At 71.0% G+C, this 16827-nt stretch carries 13 protein-coding genes; 9 read left to right on the top strand and 4 right to left on the bottom strand.

All coding sequences use genetic code 11. The features are described 5' to 3' along the window. Nucleotides 1-94: 94 nt before the first annotated feature. From GSY65_RS26570 to GSY65_RS26535, 8 genes are all read left to right on the top strand, one after another. Nucleotides 95-3985, top strand: coding sequence for a sensor histidine kinase (locus GSY65_RS26570; protein WP_159773371.1), 3891 nt, complete (start codon nucleotides 95-97; stop codon nucleotides 3983-3985). A gap of 9 nt (nucleotides 3986-3994) precedes the next feature. Continuing rightward, the gene (locus GSY65_RS26565) at nucleotides 3995-4408 is read left to right on the top strand and encodes a roadblock/LC7 domain-containing protein (protein ID WP_003973453.1); all 414 of its coding nucleotides are present in this window, start codon (nucleotides 3995-3997) and stop codon (nucleotides 4406-4408) included. Nucleotides 4409-4519: 111 nt separating this feature from the next. Beyond that, nucleotides 4520-4918 (top strand): DUF742 domain-containing protein, encoded by a 399-nt coding sequence (locus tag GSY65_RS26560; RefSeq protein WP_009314205.1) that lies wholly within the window; start codon nucleotides 4520-4522, stop codon nucleotides 4916-4918. Continuing rightward, the gene (locus GSY65_RS26555) at nucleotides 4899-5474 is read left to right on the top strand and encodes a GTP-binding protein (RefSeq protein WP_055714096.1); all 576 of its coding nucleotides are present in this window, start codon (nucleotides 4899-4901) and stop codon (nucleotides 5472-5474) included. Before GSY65_RS26560 ends, GSY65_RS26555 begins: the two co-directional genes overlap by 20 nt. A gap of 399 nt (nucleotides 5475-5873) precedes the next feature. Continuing rightward, nucleotides 5874-9083, top strand: a complete 3210-nt coding sequence (locus GSY65_RS26550; protein WP_201452679.1) for a sensor histidine kinase — start codon at nucleotides 5874-5876, stop codon at nucleotides 9081-9083. A 10-nt stretch (nucleotides 9084-9093) separates the two neighbouring features. Further along, the gene (locus GSY65_RS26545) at nucleotides 9094-9507 is read left to right on the top strand and encodes a roadblock/LC7 domain-containing protein (protein WP_004983065.1); all 414 of its coding nucleotides are present in this window, start codon (nucleotides 9094-9096) and stop codon (nucleotides 9505-9507) included. 98 nt (nucleotides 9508-9605) lie between these two features. Further along, nucleotides 9606-10175 carry a DUF742 domain-containing protein gene (locus tag GSY65_RS26540; RefSeq protein ID WP_159773369.1) on the top strand — a complete coding sequence of 190 codons (570 nt, stop codon included), beginning with the start codon at nucleotides 9606-9608 and terminating at the stop codon, nucleotides 10173-10175. Further along, entirely contained in the window at nucleotides 10156-10737 is a 582-nt protein-coding gene (locus tag GSY65_RS26535; RefSeq protein ID WP_009314218.1) for a GTP-binding protein, read from the top strand. Before GSY65_RS26540 ends, GSY65_RS26535 begins: the two co-directional genes overlap by 20 nt. Before the next feature lie 245 nt (nucleotides 10738-10982). On the opposite strand, the gene GSY65_RS26530 is transcribed toward GSY65_RS26535, so the two are convergent. The 3 genes from GSY65_RS26530 to GSY65_RS26520 form a co-directional block, all read right to left on the bottom strand. Next, nucleotides 10983-11174 (bottom strand): acyl-CoA carboxylase epsilon subunit, encoded by a 192-nt coding sequence (locus GSY65_RS26530; RefSeq protein WP_159773367.1) that lies wholly within the window; start codon nucleotides 11172-11174, stop codon nucleotides 10983-10985. Nucleotides 11175-11231: 57 nt separating this feature from the next. Beyond that, entirely contained in the window at nucleotides 11232-12815 is a 1584-nt protein-coding gene (locus GSY65_RS26525) for an acyl-CoA carboxylase subunit beta (RefSeq protein ID WP_159773365.1), read from the bottom strand. Between the two features lie 143 nt (nucleotides 12816-12958). Continuing rightward, nucleotides 12959-15352, bottom strand: a complete 2394-nt coding sequence (locus GSY65_RS26520) for a polysaccharide lyase 8 family protein (RefSeq protein ID WP_159773363.1) — start codon at nucleotides 15350-15352, stop codon at nucleotides 12959-12961. A 147-nt stretch (nucleotides 15353-15499) separates the two neighbouring features. Here GSY65_RS26520 and GSY65_RS26515 point away from each other — a divergent pair, with 147 nt between their 5' ends. Then, nucleotides 15500-16120, top strand: coding sequence for a YceI family protein (locus tag GSY65_RS26515; RefSeq protein WP_159773361.1), 621 nt, complete (start codon nucleotides 15500-15502; stop codon nucleotides 16118-16120). Between the two features lie 46 nt (nucleotides 16121-16166). Here the strand turns inward: GSY65_RS26515 and GSY65_RS26510 are convergent, their stop codons facing one another. Further along, nucleotides 16167-16787 carry a YdeI/OmpD-associated family protein gene (locus GSY65_RS26510; RefSeq protein WP_159773359.1) on the bottom strand — a complete coding sequence of 207 codons (621 nt, stop codon included), beginning with the start codon at nucleotides 16785-16787 and terminating at the stop codon, nucleotides 16167-16169. Nucleotides 16788-16827 lie beyond the last annotated feature (40 nt).

Genomic DNA, 16827 nt, shown 5'->3' with positions numbered 1-16827 from the left:
ACCAACAGGGGACGTAATTCAGGGCGCCCCCAAGACGCCGACACCGTCCCGCCGTTCATTCGGCGGGGCGCCTGGTCCAGAGGTTGCGACGCTAGTGCAGGGACGTTTCAAGAGGGATGGCAGCGCTTCGGCGGAGCCGGAGCCACACAACGGAGCCGGTAACGGTTCCTCCCCCCAGCACGCCCAGAACCCGGGTCCGGCGGAGATCGGCGACGGCGGTGAGCGCTCCGGGCGCACCGGCGCGTCAGCTCCTCCCGTTCCGCCCGGCAAGCCCAAGGGCGACACGGCCGGCGTGACCGGTCCCGGATCACGAGTAGCCCTGCGCAACTGGCGCATCTCCACTCGTCTCGTCTCGCTGCTCGCCCTCCCCGTGGTGGCGGCGACCTCGCTGGGCGCGCTGCGCATCGGCGACAACGTGGACGACATCCAGCAGCTCGACAACATGCGGCTGCTGACCGACATGACCAAGCAGGCGACCGAGCTCGCCGACGCGCTGCAGAACGAGCGCGACCTCTCCGCCGGTCCCCTCGCCCAGGGTCTGGACGCCAGCGACTTCACCGTCAAGGGCGCCCGTGAGAAGACCGACCAGGCCCGCGTCCTGTTCGCCGACGCGACGCAGGAAGCGGACAGCTCCAGCACCACCCAGAACCTCCCCGGCGTCCGCGACAGCCTCGTGCGCGTCGTGCGTGAGCTGAACAACCTCAACAGCGTCCGCAACAAGGCCTACGCCGACCCGAAGAACTCCACACAGACGGTCGAGGCCTACCACCGTCTGATCATCCAGCTGCTGGAACTCTCCCAGGACATGGCGGAGGCCACCAGCAACCCGGACATGATCAAGCGCACCCGCGCCCTGGCCGCGTTCTCCTCGGCCAAGGAGTACGCGTCCGTGCAGCGCGCGGTCATCGCCGCGGCCCTGCCGGAGAACAAGGACACGTTCGGCACCCTCTCCGAGAACGACCGGCTCTACGCCAGCTCGGCGCTCGCGAACGAGGAGTCCGACCGCACCGCCTTCGCGGACATCTACGGCGACGGCGCCGAGGTCCTCACCAAGCCGATCGACGACGCCAGCCCCACCATCGAGGCCTCCGACCTCTACGCGGACCGCGTGCTCGCCAGCGCCGGCGGTCTGCGCGGCCAGGACAAGCGCTCGTACAAGGACTGGATCGACGACTCCGGTACCAAGATCGAGCGCATGGAGAAGATCGAGGGCTCGCTCCTGGAGGAGATGGAGCAGACCGCTCGCGCGCTCCGTGCCGACGCCGAGCAGGAGGCGATCATCTCCGGTGCGCTGATCCTGCTCGTCCTCGGTGTCTCCCTGGTCGGCGCGTTCGTCGTGGCCCGCTCCATGATCCGCTCGCTGCGCAGGCTGCAGGACACGGCGACCAAGGTCGCCCAGGACCGCCTGCCCGAGCTTGTCAAGCAGCTGTCGGAGTCGGACCCGCAGGACGTCGACACCTCGGTCGAGTCCGTCGGTGTGCACTCGCGGGACGAGATCGGCCAGGTGGCCGCGGCCTTCGACGACGTGCACCGCGAGGCGGTCCGCCTCGCCGCCGAGCAGGCCCTCCTCCGGGGCAACGTCAACGCGATGTTCACCAACCTCTCGCGCCGCTCCCAGGGCCTCATCCAGCGTCAGCTCTCGCTCATCTCCGAACTGGAGTCCCGCGAGGCCGACCCGGACCAGCTGTCCTCGCTGTTCAAGCTCGACCACCTCGCCACCCGCATGCGCCGTAACGGCGAGAACCTCCTCGTCCTCGCCGGTGAGGAGCCCGGCCGCCGCTGGACCCGCCCGGTCCCGCTGGTCGACGTGCTCCGCGCCGCCGCCTCCGAGGTGGAGCAGTACGAGCGCATCGAGCTGGCCTCCGTGCCGACCACCGAGGTGGCCGGCCGTGTGGTCAACGACCTCGTGCACCTCCTCGCCGAGCTGCTCGAGAACGCGACCTCCTTCTCCTCGCCGCAGACCAAGGTGAAGGTCACCGGTCACGCGCTGCCCGACGGGCGGGTGCTGATCGAGATCCACGACACCGGTATCGGCCTCTCCCCCGAGGACCTCGCGGCGATCAACGAGCGCCTCGCCTCGCCGCCCACCGTGGACGTGTCGGTCTCCCGCCGCATGGGTCTGTTCGTGGTCGGCCGTCTGTCGCAGCGCCACGGCATACGCATCCAGCTCCGTCCGTCCGACTCGGGCGGCACGACCGCGCTGGTCATGCTTCCCGTGGACGTCGCGCAGGGCAACAAGAAGCCCGCGCCCGGCAAGCCCGGCCAGGGTGCTCCGTCCACCGGTGGCCCCGCCGCCGCGCAGGCCGCGGCAGGTGCCGCCGCCGCGCGTCGCCAGGCCGGCCAGTCGGGTCCGCAGCTCGGCGGCGGCCCCTCCGGCGGCGGTCTGCTCGGGGGCGCCCCGCAGCGCGGCCAGGTCGGCGCCGGTCAGGGCCCGCGCGCGGCACTGCCCGGCACCCCCGGCGGCCCCGGCAACCCCGGTGGTCAGCGCGGGCCGCAGGGCGGTCCGCCGATGCCCCCGCAGGGCGGTCGGCCCGCCCCTGCGGGCGCCGGTGCCGGCGCGTTCGGCGGCGGTCAGGCCCCGGGTGCCCCGCAGGGCCTCCAGGCCGCCGGGACCAGTGGTCCCGACACCAGGAACTTCGAGAACTTCAACGACTCCGGGCGCCAGGGCGGTTTCGCCGGCGGCGGCTCGGGGCTGCGCTCCGGCGGCAGCTTCGGTGACGGCGGTGCGCCGCGTCAGGGCGGCGCCGGTGACAGCGGTCCCGCTGCCGTGCCCCCGAAGCAGGGCAAGGAGCGTTCCGGCCGGCGCCGGCCGCAGCTGCCCGGCCGTGGCGGCCCGCGCGCCGAGCTGCCCGGTGGCAACGCCCCGCGCACGCCGAGCTGGAGCGACGAGAACGCGCAGCCGCCGGCGCCGCGGGCCTCGCTGGACGCCCCGCGCGGCCACGACGAGCAGCCGGACGTGACGGCGCCGATGCCGCGGGTCGACCCGAACCAGGGTCCGGCCTCGACGTCGCAGTTCCCGCGTCCCGACTTCGACGCCCCGGCCGCCGGGCAGAACGGCTCCGGATCCTTCGTGCGCCCCGACGTGTTCGGCGGCGCCGGTGCCCCGCCCGTGTCGGGCGGTCCGTCCCGCGGCGCCGAGGACCCGGCGTCCACCGGCCGCTTCGCCACGGCGGGCTACGACGGCTCCGGCACGGGCCAGTTCCCCGTGCCCGGCCGCCCGGCCCCGCAGAACAACGGCCAGTACGACGCGCCGGACCGGGCGAACGGCCAGGACACCGGTCAGTTCGGCGTCCTCGGACGGCACAGCGGCCAGGACACCGGGCAGTACGACCCGTCCGGCCGGCAGAACCCGCAGGACACCGGTCAGTTCGAGCGGCCGCAGGTCAACGGCGAGAGCTTCGCCGGGCCCCGCCAGCCGCAGCGTCCCCCGATGCCCCCGCAGCGCCCCGCGCGCCAGGAGCCGGAGGCGCTGCCGCCGGCCGCGGGCCCCGGCGACGGCCGTACCCCGCTGTACGACACGCTGGAGACCAACTGGTTCCACGGTCAGGGCGGCCAGAACGGGCAGAACGGCCAGGGTGGGCAGCAGCCGCAGCGGCAGCCGGGCAACGGCGTCGCCCCGCAGCGCCCCGTCCAGGCCCCCGAGCCCCCGGCCGCTCCGCAGCGGCCGGCGGCCCCCGCCGCGCCGGCGTCCACCGCCTGGCGCAGCACCCCCAATGACGACCTGGTGCGCCAGGCCGAACGCGTCCGTCAGCCGTCGGCGGGCGGGGTCACCACCTCCGGCCTGCCTCGTCGAGTCCCGCGCGCGAACCTCGTGCCGGGCACGGCTCAGCAGCAACAGCACCAAAGCGGTCCGCAGGTCTCGCGTGCGCCTGACGACGTACGTGGCCGGCTGACCAATCTCCGTCGGGGTATCGCGCAGGGTCGTCAGGTCGGCAACGGCCAGACCGGCAGCTTCCCGAACCCCACTCACCAGCAGGAGCGTTAGTTGAGCCAGATGAGCCAGGCGGCACAGAACCTCAACTGGTTGATCACCAACTTCGTGGACAACACCCCCGGGGTGTCCCACACCGTCGTCGTGTCCGCCGACGGTCTCCTCCTGGCGATGTCGGAAGGGTTCCCGCGCGACCGGGCCGACCAGCTCGCCGCCGTCGCCTCGGGACTCACCTCGCTCACGGCCGGGGCGTCCCGGATCTTCGAGGGCGGGAACGTGGCTCAGACGGTCGTGGAGATGGAGCGCGGGTTCCTCTTCCTCATGTCCGTCTCGGACGGCTCGTCCTTGGCCGTCCTGGCCCACCCCGAGTGCGACATCGGCCTCGTCGGTTACGAGATGGCACTGCTTGTCGACCGTGCGGGCGCGGTTCTCACACCCGACCTGCGCGCCGAACTCCAAGGCAGTCTGCTCCACTGACGCCTGCGGATCCACAGAACTCACCAAATCACCGTCCGGCCGACACAGTCCCCCCACCGGCCCCCGTCAGACGGCACGACTGACCGACTTGCTGTCCCGCTCGGAGGATCAATGACCCCGCCCACCGCTCCTCACGATCCGTACGCAGAGCCGTACGGAGATGAGGGCGACCAGCCGCTGGTTCGGCCGTACGCCATGACCGGTGGCCGGACGCGGCCGCGTTACCAGCTCGCCCTCGAGGCGCTGATCAGCACGACGGCGGACCCCGCCCATCTGATGGGGCTGCTTCCCGAGCACCAGCGGATCTGCCACCTGTGCCACGAGGTCAAGTCGGTGGCCGAGGTGTCGGCCCTGCTGTCCATGCCGCTCGGTGTGGCACGGATCCTCGTCGCGGACCTCGCGGAGGCCGGACTCGTCGCGATCCACCAGCCCGGTGGCGACGAGAACGCCGGTGGCGCGCCGGACGTGACTCTGCTGGAAAGGGTGCTCAGTGGACTTCGCAAGCTCTGAACAGGGTCGGGCCACCACCTCCGCGAAGATCGTGGTGGCCGGTGGCTTCGGCGTCGGCAAGACCACGTTCGTGGGTGCCGTCTCCGAGATCAACCCGCTGCGTACCGAGGCCGTGATGACCTCGGCGTCCGCGGGTATCGACGATCTGACCCACACCGGGGACAAGACCACCACCACGGTGGCCATGGACTTCGGCCGTATCACGCTCGACCAGGACCTGATCCTGTACCTGTTCGGCACGCCCGGCCAGGACCGCTTCTGGTTCATGTGGGACGACCTGGTCCGCGGCGCCATCGGCGCCGTGGTGCTGGTGGACACCCGCCGTCTCGCAGACTGCTTCCCCGCGGTCGACTACTTCGAGAACAGCGGTCTGCCGTTCGTCATCGCGCTCAACGGCTTCGACGGTCAGCAGCCGTACACGCCGGACGAGGTCCGCGAGGCGCTGCAGATCGGGCCCGACACCCCGATCATCACGACGGACGCGCGGCACCGCGCGGACGCCAAGAGCGCGCTGATCACGCTGGTCGAGCACGCGCTCATGGCCCGTCTGCGCTAGGGACACGGCGGGCAAAAAGCCGCACCCGGACCGGAATTACGGATCAAGTCCACAACTTCATACGGCAGTTGTCGTAGGTACACCGGTGCCGACTGTGTCTTGTGACACGGTCGGCGTCGGTGTTCATAACGTTTCGACAGAGAAATAGGGTGGTACGACCACGCGTCGCGGTCGATCAGTACCGCTGCGCTCACGATCGCACCGCTTTTTGCCGGAGCTAGCTCTGTATGACCGTTTTATCTGGGACTTACATCACGCGGAATCGTTGCCTCCCAGTGTTTGGAAGTGCGCAACGTGACGTGCTGGAATGCCTGAACTGCCCAATAGTCAAAGACGTACTAGGGCGTGGAGTCACCCGCGGCACGACGTAGGTGCCGGCGCCGAGAGGTTGTTGGTCGAGTGAGGCGAAGCAAGAAAGGTCCCGAGCCGTCGGCGCGGGGCAACTTCACCCCGCCGCCGCGCGGAGCGGCACCCGCACAAGTGACCGGACCGGAGCCGACGGCAGCTCCCGCGCCCAGCGGCAGTCGTCTCTCCCCTCGCAACTGGCGGGTACCCACCCGTCTGAACGCGATCCTGCTCATCCCCGTGCTGGTCGGCCTCGTCATGGGCGGCTTCCAGGTGAAGGGGTCGATCAACACCTGGCAGGAGGCCCGCGACGCCGAGAAGGTGGCCAAGATCGTGGCCGCCGCCGGCGAGTACGCCGAGGCCCTGCTCAACGAGCGCGACCTCTCCGCCGAGCCGCTGCTCCAGGGCAAGCGGGACAGCGACATCGTCAAGGACGCCCGCGCCCTCACCGACGAGAAGGCCGACGCCTTCCACACCGCCGTCGTGGGGATGCCCTCCGGCCAGGGCCTGGAGCGCCGTCTCCGCCTGGTCGAGGAGGCCGAGCCGCAGCTCGACAAGATCCGGCAGACCGCCTACACCCGCGCCGCCGACCCGGTACAGACCGAAGAGGGCTACGTCGCCGTCGAGCACCTGCTGATGGAGTTCTCCAACGAGCTCGGCCTCGGCACCGGCAACGTCACCGCCTACGGCCGTACCGTCTACGCGATCGCCCTCGCCAAGGGCGCCTCCTCCCTCCAGCGCGCGATCGGCATGCACCTGCTGATCCGCCCCAGCGAGGACGAGGCGACCTTCCGCCGGCAGATCACCGCCTTCGCCTCGTACGCCTACCTCGAGAACATCGCCATCCAGGAGTACGTCTCCGGTGGTACCGAGGCGGACGCCGCCCGGCTCCAGCAGGTCCTCGAACAGAAGGAGGAGGAGGGCAAGAAGCAGGTCACCGACGCCGCGGCCGCCGCCAAGGCCAAGGGCCAGGACTTCACCGCGCCGCCCTCCTCCATGCTGAAGATGATCGAGGCGATAGGCAGCGGGCGGTCGCCCGACGAGCTGAAGGCCCTCGGCATCACCCCGGCCACCTGGATGGCCGCCTCCACCCTCAAGTTCGAGGGGTACAGCGAGGTCGAGAACGAACTGATCAACCGCGCGGTGGACGAGGCCGGAACGATCGCCTCCGACGCCCAGCGCGACGCCTACATCAACGGCGCGATCGTCGTGGTCGCCCTGCTCGCCGCGTTCATCATCGCCGGGATCATGGCCCGCCAGATGAGCCGCTCGATGCGCCAGCTGCGCAACGCCGCCTTCGGCATCGCCGAGCAGCGGCTGCCGATGCTGGTCGACCAGCTCTCCCGCACCGACCCCGGCCGGGTCGACACCCGGGTGGCGCCGATCCCGATCACCACCACGGACGAGATCGGCGAGGTCGCCCGCGCGTTCGACCAGGTGCACCGCGAGGCGGTCCGGCTCGCCGCCGAGCAGGCCCTGCTGCGGGGCAACATCAACGCGATCTTCACCAACCTCTCGCGCCGCAACCAGTCCCTGATCGAGGGCCAGCTGACCCTGATCACCGACCTGGAGAACAACGAGGCCGACCCCGACCAGCTGGAGAACCTCTTCAAGCTGGACCACCTGGCCACCCGTATGCGCCGCAACGGCGAGAACCTCCTGGTCCTCGCCGGCGAGGAGCCCGGCCGCCGCTGGGACCAGCCCGTCCCGCTCATCGACGTCCTGCGCGCCGCCTCCTCCGAGGTGGAGCAGTACGAGCGCATCGAGCTGTCCGGTGTCCCCGAGGCCGAGATCCACGGCCGCGCCGTCACCGACCTCGTGCACCTGCTCGCCGAGCTGCTGGAGAACGCCACCACGTTCTCCTCCCCGCAGACCAAGGTGCGCGTCACCGCGACCCGGCTGCCCGACGGCCGCGTGATGATCGAGATCCACGACAAGGGCATCGGCCTCACCGCCGAGGACTTCGCGGACATCAACCACAAGCTGGCCAACCCGCCGACCGTGGACGCCGCGATCTCCCAGCGCATGGGCCTGTTCGTGGTCGGCCGCCTCTCCGACCGCCACGGCATCCGCGTCCAGCTCCGCCCCTCCGGCGAGCAGGCCGGCACGACCTCCCTGGTCATGCTCCCGGACGTGATCACCCATGGTGGCGGTGGCGAGCAGCAGCCGGCCGACCAGTTCACGGTCTCCCAGATCATCCCGGAGCAGCACGGGTACCAGCAGCAGAGCGTCCCGATGCGCACCGCCGCGGAGCTGGGCTTCGACGACAGCCGCTACGAGATACCCGACGACATCCGCGAGCTGGACCCGGTGGGCCGCTCCCTGATGCGTGAGGAGCGCCGCGCGGCCCTGGAGGCCCAGACCCACGGTCAGGACCCGCAGGCGGCCATCGAGGCACCGCGCTACGGCGACGACTTCCAGGCGCCCGAGCCGTCCTACGACAACGGCGCGACGGCCTATGTGGACCAGCAGCGGGCCTACGACCAGCAGACGGCGTACGAGCAGCCGCAGCAGCCGTCGTACGACGAGGCGTACTTCGGCCAGGGCGGCGCCGCGCAGAACGGGAACGGGCGTCCGCAGGGCGGAAGCGACTTCTCCGCGACCGGCGGTTACCCGGAACCCTCCTATGCGGAGTCCGCGCAGGAGGAGCAGGCCCCCGCGGCCCCGGAGACGTACTCGGGCTTCGAGGGGTCGTCCTATCAGGACGACTGGCCGCAGCAGCAGGACTACCAGAGCTCCTACCGCTCCGAGTACGCTCCGGAACCGGAATCTTCGCAGGCCGCTGACGTGAAGGAGCCGGACCGCGTAGGCTTCGACCGTCCGGGATCCATCCCCTCCGCCGGTCACGCGCTGACCGACGCCGGCCTCCCCCGCCGCGGGTCCACCGCGAGCATGGGCGGCACGAGCGCGGGCGCCGTGAACGGACGACAGGATGTGTCCCAGGAGCAGCCGACGACCGGGGGGCCGAACGGCGACTGGCGCTCGGCCAACGACGAGCGCTGGCAGCAGGCGTCCCAGTTGAAGAAGCCGAAGGCGGGCGGGGTCACCTCCTCCGGCCTGCCGCGGCGGGTGCCCAAGGCCAACCTGGTCGAGGGGGCCGCCACGGCGACCCCTCAGGGAGGTCCACAGATCTCCCGCGCTCCCGAGGACGTCCGGGGCAGGCTGAGCAACCTGCGTCGCGGTGTCCAGCGGGGGCGCAACGCAGGCAGTGAAACGAACGGCCAGGGCTTCGGTCCTGACAGCACCTACAACCAGGAGCGTTAGTGTGAGCCCGATGAGCCAGGCGGCACAGAACCTGAACTGGTTGATCACCAACTTCGTGGACAACACCCCCGGGGTGTCCCACACGGTGGTGGTCTCCGCCGACGGACTCCTTCTGGCGATGTCGGAAGGGTTTCCGCGCGACCGAGCCGACCAGCTGGCGGCCGTCGCGTCGGGTCTGACCTCTCTGACCGCGGGTGCCTCCCGCATCTTCGAGGGTGGCAGCGTCAATCAGACGGTTGTGGAGATGGAGCGGGGATTCCTGTTCATCATGTCCATTTCCGACGGTTCCTCCCTCGCCGTTCTCGCACACCCGGAAGCCGACATCGGCCTCATCGGGTACGAGATGGCCCTTCTGGTGGACCGTGCCGGCACGGTTCTGACCCCGGATCTCCGAGCGGAGCTACAGGGCAGCCTGCTCAACTGACAGGGGGACGGTGCGTTTTGGCGTCCCGGGGCCGTAAGGTTTCGGGACGCGGCTTCCCATGAGCCATGGATGCCAGCACAGTCGGAGGAGGAGAGAACGTGGCAACACCCCCAGGCGGTTCATCGTCGGGCAACTGGTCCTACCCCGGCCAGGGGCCGGGCCAGGGTGACCAGAACCGGTACAACTTCCCCTCCGCACCGAGCCGTCAGCAGCCGTACGCACCGCAGGGCCCCGGTCCTTCGCCGTACGACCAACCGCCGGCGCCACGCATCCAGCCGGTACAACCGCATCGCCGCAGCCCCGAGCCGTCTCCCGCGGGAACGGCGAGCAACCCCCTGGTGCGCCCGTACGCCATGACGGGCGGCCGCACCAGGCCGCGCTACCAGCTCGCCATCGAGGCGCTGGTGCACACCACCGCGCAGCCGCATCAGATGCAGGGCCAACTGCCCGAGCATCAGCGGATCTGCAACCTCTGCCGGGAGATCAAGTCGGTGGCCGAGATCTCGGCCCTGCTGACGATCCCTCTCGGCGTGGCCAGGATCCTCGTCGCCGACTTGGCGGAGGCGGGCCTGGTCGCCATTCATCAGCCCGGCGGCGACGAGAACGCCGGTGGCCAGCCAGACGTGACACTGCTCGAAAGGGTGCTCAGTGGACTTCGCAAGCTCTAGCGGCGGTCCTTCCCGCTCCACCACCTCAGCGAAGATCGTGGTGGCGGGTGGCTTCGGCGTGGGCAAGACCACGTTCGTCGGGGCCGTCTCGGAGATCAACCCGCTGCGTACCGAGGCCGTCATGACGTCCGCTTCCGCGGGCATCGACGACCTCACCCACACCGGAGACAAGACGACGACGACCGTCGCCATGGACTTCGGCCGCATCACCCTGGACCAGGACCTGATCCTGTACCTGTTCGGCACGCCCGGCCAGGACCGTTTCTGGTTCATGTGGGACGACCTGGTCCGCGGCGCCATCGGCGCGATCGTCCTTGTGGACACCCGGCGGCTGGCCGACTGCTTCCCGGCGGTCGACTACTTCGAGAACAGCGGGCTGCCGTTCGTCATCGCCCTGAACGGCTTCGACGGTCAGCAGCCGTACAACCCGGACGAGGTCCGTGAGGCGCTGCAGATCGGGCCCGACACGCCGATCATCACGACCGACGCGCGGCACCGTGCCGACGCGAAGTCGGCGCTGATCACGCTGGTCGAGCACGCGCTGATGGCGCGCCTGCGGTAGGTCCGCGACGCTCAGCCGTACGAAGGGGTCTCTCGCCGAGAGGGGCCCCTTTTCGCGTTGCCGGGGTCCCGCCCCTTCGTTCCCGGGCGGTGAGGAGGAGCCGAGTCGTCGCGGCGCAGCAGGGCGCGGACGGCGGCGCGGGCCGGTGGCGCGGTTCGTCCGGGTCACCCCGTGCACGCGAAGGCCCCGGCCGCCCCCCTTGTCGGGAGGCGCCGGGGCCTTCGGAGCGGCTGGATGCCGCCGGGTCACCGCCAGCTGTGCGGGGCGCGGAAGCCGGGCTCGCGCTCCAGGCGCCGCCAGCCGGCACGGGCGCGGCCGTGGTGGGCCGGGGTCTCGGCGGGCCGGGCCGCGGCACGGGCGAGGAGCAGCGCGGTGATCGCGGCCACTTCCTCGGGCTCGGCGTGGCCCTTCTCGACGCGAATGTCAGGAAGCTTCATGGGTGTCAGTCTCCGTGGATGAGGTTTCCGCAGGGGTACGGCGAAGAGACCGGCCGGTTACTGCGGCGGGTTGCCGTGCTTGCGGGAGGGCAGGTCGGCGTGCTTCGTGTGCAGCATCGCCAGGGAGCGGATGAGCACGGAGCGGGTGTCCGCGGGGTCGATGACGTCGTCCACGAGGCCGCGCTCGGCCGCGTAGTACGGGTGCATCAGCTCGGCCTTGTACTCCTTGACCATGCGGACGCGCATCGCCTCGGGGTCCTCGGCCTCGGCGATCTGCCGGCGGAAGATGACGTTGGCGGCACCCTCGGCGCCCATCACCGCGATCTCGTTGGTGGGCCACGCGTAGGTGAGGTCGGCACCGATGGACTGGCTGTCCATGACGATGTACGCACCTCCGTACGCCTTGCGAAGGATCAGGGAGATCCTGGGCACGGTCGCGTTGCAGTAGGCGTAGAGGAGCTTCGCGCCGTGGCGGATGATTCCACCGTGCTCCTGGTCTACACCAGGGAGGAAGCCGGGTACGTCCAGAAGAGTGATGATCGGGATGTTGAAGGCGTCGCACATCTGTACGAAGCGGGCGGCCTTCTCGCTGGCTTCGATGTCGAGGACGCCCGCGAGGGTCTGCGGCTGGTTGGCGACGATGCCGACCACCTGGCCGTCGAGCCGGCCGAGGGCGCAGATGATGTTGCGGGCCCAGCGCTCGTGGACCTCCAGGTAGTCGCCGTCGTCGACGATCTCCTCGATGACCTTGGCCATGTCGTAGGGCCGGTTGCCGTCCGCGGGGACCAGGTCGAGGAGGACGTCGCTGCGGCGGTCCACCGGGTCGGAGGGCTCCACGCGCGGGGGGTTCTCGCGGTTGTTCTGCGGGAGCATCGACAGCAGGTAGCGCACCTCGGCGATGCACGTCTCCTCGTCGTCGTACGCGAAGTGCGCGACGCCGCTGGTCTCGGCGTGCACGTCCGCGCCGCCGAGGCCGTTCTGGGTGATCTCCTCGCCGGTGACGGCCTTGACGACGTCCGGGCCGGTGATGAACATCTGCGAGGTCTCACGGACCATGAACACGAAGTCGGTCAGGGCGGGGCTGTAGGCCGCGCCGCCCGCGCAGGGGCCGAGCATCACGCTGATCTGCGGGATGACACCGGACGCCTTGGTGTTGCGCTGGAAGATGCCGCCGTAGCCGGCGAGGGCGGAGACGCCCTCCTGGATACGGGCGCCGGCGCCGTCGTTGAGGGAGACCAGCGGGGCACCGGCCGCGATGGCCATGTCCATGATCTTGTGGATCTTGGTGGCGTGCGCCTCGCCGAGGGCGCCGCCGAAGATGCGGAAGTCATGGGCGTAGACGAAGACCGTGCGGCCCTCCACCGTGCCCCAGCCGGTGACGACACCGTCGGTGTACGGCTTCTTGGCCTCCAGGCCGAAGCCGGAGGCGCGGTGCCGGCGCAGCTGCTCGACCTCGTTGAAGGAGCCCGGGTCCAGCAGCAGTTCGATGCGCTCCCGGGAGGTCAGCTTGCCCTTGGCGTGCTGCGCCTCGGTCGCCTTCTCGCTCGGGCCGGCGATCGCCTGGGCACGGATCTCGTGCAGTTCGGCCACTCGCCCGCGCGCGTCCGTCGGCTCACCCGGCGCCTCATCCAAAACGGTCATGTAGCGACCTTACGAAGTCGGACAAGAAAACCGGGCCGTTGACTCCGTACAGTCTCCGGCGCGTTTTCCTGGTACCCCTGAACAGAACTGTTCAGGCATGCAGCCGACCCGACTGCTCAGGGGGTGTGCGGGTTGTCGGGGTCTCACAAAGGCGGGTGCTCGCCTCGGGCGAGAGTCACCTCACAGGTGTGGGTGGCGCAGGCGGTGCCGGGGGTCACGCGGAGCCGTAGCCGGCGGCCCGTCGCCTCCAGCACCTCGACGGAGCGATCGGTCCGGGACACCGAGCGGACCGGTCCGTTCCAGGTGACCTCGACCGGCGCCCCGGTGCGCGGGGGTTCGCTCACGCGGAGGGTGGCGGTGCGGCCGCGGCGCCGGAGGAGGACGCTCGCGCCGGCCGAGGCCGCGAGCGGGCCGGACCGGCCCGCCGTCCAGAAGTTCGCGGCCGTCACGCCGAGCGGGGCGACGTGGACCGCCTGGCACGCGCTGTCGTTGGCGAGGACCGACAACCAGCGCCGTTCGGCGGCGCGGGCCGCGACAGCGCGGCGGGACGCCCCGGGCATGAGGACGTAGACGTAGGTGGCGTCGGTGGGGTCGGTGCCGTGGTCCAGCCAGAGGGTCTGCCAGCGCCGGGTGCGGCGTTCGGTGGTGCCGCCTGTGTTGATGTCGGACCATGCGCCGGTGCGGTCCTCGCGGAGGGTGCGCAGGTCCGCCCCGGTGCGGCCGGGCAGGACCCAGCCGCCGTGGCCCGCCAGGTGGGCCCAGCCGGAGCCCTGCACGAAGGGGTGGTGCCCGTCGGCGTCGGGGTCGCCCAGGTTGCGGTTGTCGACGACGGTCTCGACCGGGACGCCGTCCGCGCAGCGGATCCCGGCGCCGAGGCAGATGACGGAGTCGTCGACGCAGAACCACGACTTGCGGGCCCGCAGGGTGGAGCCCAGGCCCTGGAGGTCCTGGCCGATCGCCGCGTACTCGCCGTCCGTGGTCCCGCCGACCCACCGGACGGCGGGTTTCGGCGCGCCCCACTCGCCGCCCTCCCTGTCGGCGAGGCGCCTGGTGGAGACGGTCGTGCCGGGGAGCCGGTACCAGTCGACGGTCGGCCAGAACCAGTCGGTGTACTGGTCGGACCGGGCGCCGCGCCCCCGGGGCCACCACAGGGTCATCCCCGCTCCGGTGTGCCAGCCGCGCGGGTTCTCGCCGTTGCCGCACTCGTAGTGGGCGATGCGGCCGGAGGCCAGGGAGAGGGCGGCCACGAAGGCGGGGCGGCGGTGGACGGCACGGTCCATGGCGGCGAAGAGGTGGTGGCCGACGGGGTCGGGGGCGGGTGGTGCCGGGGACGCCGCGACGGCGTGGAGCCGGGCGAGGTCCGCGACGCCGAACTGGGGGGCGGTGAGGATCGGGGTGACCGTGTCGCGCGCGATCCACCCCTTGATCCGTCCGTGCCACCGCTCGCGCTCGGCCGTGCCGGCGCCCAGCGCGAGGAGGGCGAGCGCCGCGATGAGCGCCTGTCCGTGGAAGTGGTCGCCGCGCAGGACGTGCCGGTCGTCGCCTCTGAGGTGGCCGCGGCTGATGGCCCGGCCGTTGACGGTGTCCATGACGAGGCCGTCGTGGATGAGGGGGGCGTACGCCCGCTCGACGCTGTCGAGGACGATCTGCCGGCCCGGGTCGGTGACCTGCCAGGAGGACCCGGCCAGCAGGGCGAACAGCCGCCCCAGCCCGTCGAGCAGCACCTGCCCGTACGTCCCCGAGTAGGCGACCCAGGTGTGCTGCACGAAGGAGCCGTCGGCGTACAGCCCGTCCCCCTGGGTGACGTACGGGAAGACCGGCGTGAGGGCGTCCCGGGCGAGGGCGATCTTCGCGGGGGTCCGGCCGAGGATGCCGCGCAGGGCGACGCTGCGGCAGAGGTCGACCCGGTTGGCGCCGGTGGAGGTCCCGCTGTACTCCCGCAGCATCGCGTCGGGGACGAAGTGGTCGATCGCCGCGCAGGCGGCGTCCCGCAGGGCGGGCGTCAGTTCGTCGTGGAGGGCGGCGACGATGTCCGTCAGGAGGCGGGGGCTGCCGATCTGCCACTCCCACCAGTTGCCGTAGCGGGTGGTCGCGGGGTGGTAGACGGTCGTGGAGAGGTGGTCGAGGCCGCGGACGACGTCTGCGAGGAGGCCCGCGTCGCCGGTCGAGCCGGTGCCCGGCTGGACGTACGCCTGCGTCATCGTCCACAGCCGTGCGTAGCTCCGGGTGATGCCGGCGGGCGGGTCGAAGGGGCGGTCGGGCCAGAGGGAGCGGGGAGCGGGCGCCATGGTCGCCCGGAAGCCGCGGGCCAGTTCGCCGGTCTCGCGCAGGCGGGAGGCGTAGGGCTCGGCGGTGGGGTCGTAGCCGGCGCCCAGGGCGAGGGTGAGCCAGCGGCGGCGGAGCGCGGCGAACTCGTCGGGCTCGGCGGGCTCGGGCTCGGCGGTGGTGGAGAGCGCGGCGTGCGCGGGATGGTGAGTGGAGGTCGCCGCCAGGGTCGCGGAGAGCAGGAACGAACGGCGCGTGGGGGTCATGCCCATGCCGTATCAGCTCCGCGAGCGGAGATCAACGCTGCGTAATATATTGATCACCCGATCGACAAGGTTGAAAGTTGAACGGAATAGGTCTACGGTGAACCTCGTTCAGCTAGTTGAACCTTGAACGAACACCTCCCAAGGAGACACGTCATGAGCATCTTCGGCCGCAAGAACGACAACGCCTCCTCCGAGCCGGCCGCGACGACCGCCTCCTCGGTGAACCCCGAGCTGGCCGCGCTGACCGGCGACTACACGATCGACCCGTCGCACACCACGCTCGGCTTCGTCGCCCGCCACGCCATGGTCACCAACGTCAAGGGCGGATTCCTCGACTTCTCGGGCTCGCTGCACCTCGACGGCACCGACCCGTCCCGCTCGACCGCCTCCCTCGACGTCCGCATGGACAGCATCGACACCGGCAACGCCGACCGGGACGGCCACCTCAAGAGCGCGGACTTCTTCAAGACGGACGAGTTCCCGACGATGACCTTCCGCTCGACCTCCGCGGAGGCGCTCGGCGGCGACGACTACCGCATCACCGGCGACCTCTCCATCCTCGGCACCACCAAGCCGATCACCATCGACCTGGAGTTCAACGGCGCCGCCAAGGACCCCTTCGGCAACGAGCGCGTCGGCTTCGAGGGCAAGGCGGAGATCCTGCGCTCCGAGTGGGGCCTCACCTGGAACGCCGCGCTGGAGACGGGCGGCGTGCTGGTGTCCGACAAGATCAAGCTGCTGTTCGACATCTCGGCGATCCGCAACGCCGAGTGATCCGGGCAGGGGGAAGCGGGACGGACCGGCCGGGGCCGGCCGGTCCTCACCGCGGGTGACCCGCTTCCAGCCTCCGAAGTGCCGCCCCCAACCGGGCGGCTCGCGCACGGGGCGTACGGGCCTTGAGCAGGCCCAGGACGAGGAGATACCGGTCGGTCCTGCCGAGCCGGTCGAAGGCCTGCCGGGCTCGGGGCAGCCGGGCGAGAGCCGCTTGCAGATCCTCCGGTACGACCGCCTCCTTCTGGGACGCGTACGCCGACGCCCAGCGCCCGTCCGCCTTCGCGGCGTCGACCTCAGCGAGGCCGCCGGGCCGCATCCGGCCCTCGGCGGTCAGTTCCTCCACCCTGCGCACGTTCACCATCGACCAGTCGCCGCGCGGTCTGCGCGGTGTGATCCGCTGCAGGTAGTGGACCTCGTCGCACCGGCGCCGGTGCGAGGTGATCCAGCCGTGGCAGAGGGCGACGTCATTGACCTCCCCGGCACCGACGGACCGCAGCCCGCTCCCCTTCTTGGCGACCTTCACCCACACACCGGGGTGCGGCGCGGGATGAGCGGCCAGCCACGCGTCGAGCCGCTCGGCGTCCTCGAACGCGAGCGCTCCCCCGGGCACGTGGGTCACGGGGGTTTCGACGGACGCGGGGGCCTCGGTGCTGTCGTGAGTGACCATGAGGCCATGATGGGCGGCCTGTAGGACGGCTTCTGCCCTA

This window comes from Streptomyces sp. HM190 (genome assembly GCF_009857135.1).
GTDB lineage: Bacteria > Actinomycetota > Actinomycetes > Streptomycetales > Streptomycetaceae > Streptomyces > Streptomyces heilongjiangensis.
The sequence above is the reverse complement of the archived record's forward strand: the minus strand, read 5'-3'. Positions and strand labels throughout refer to the sequence as shown.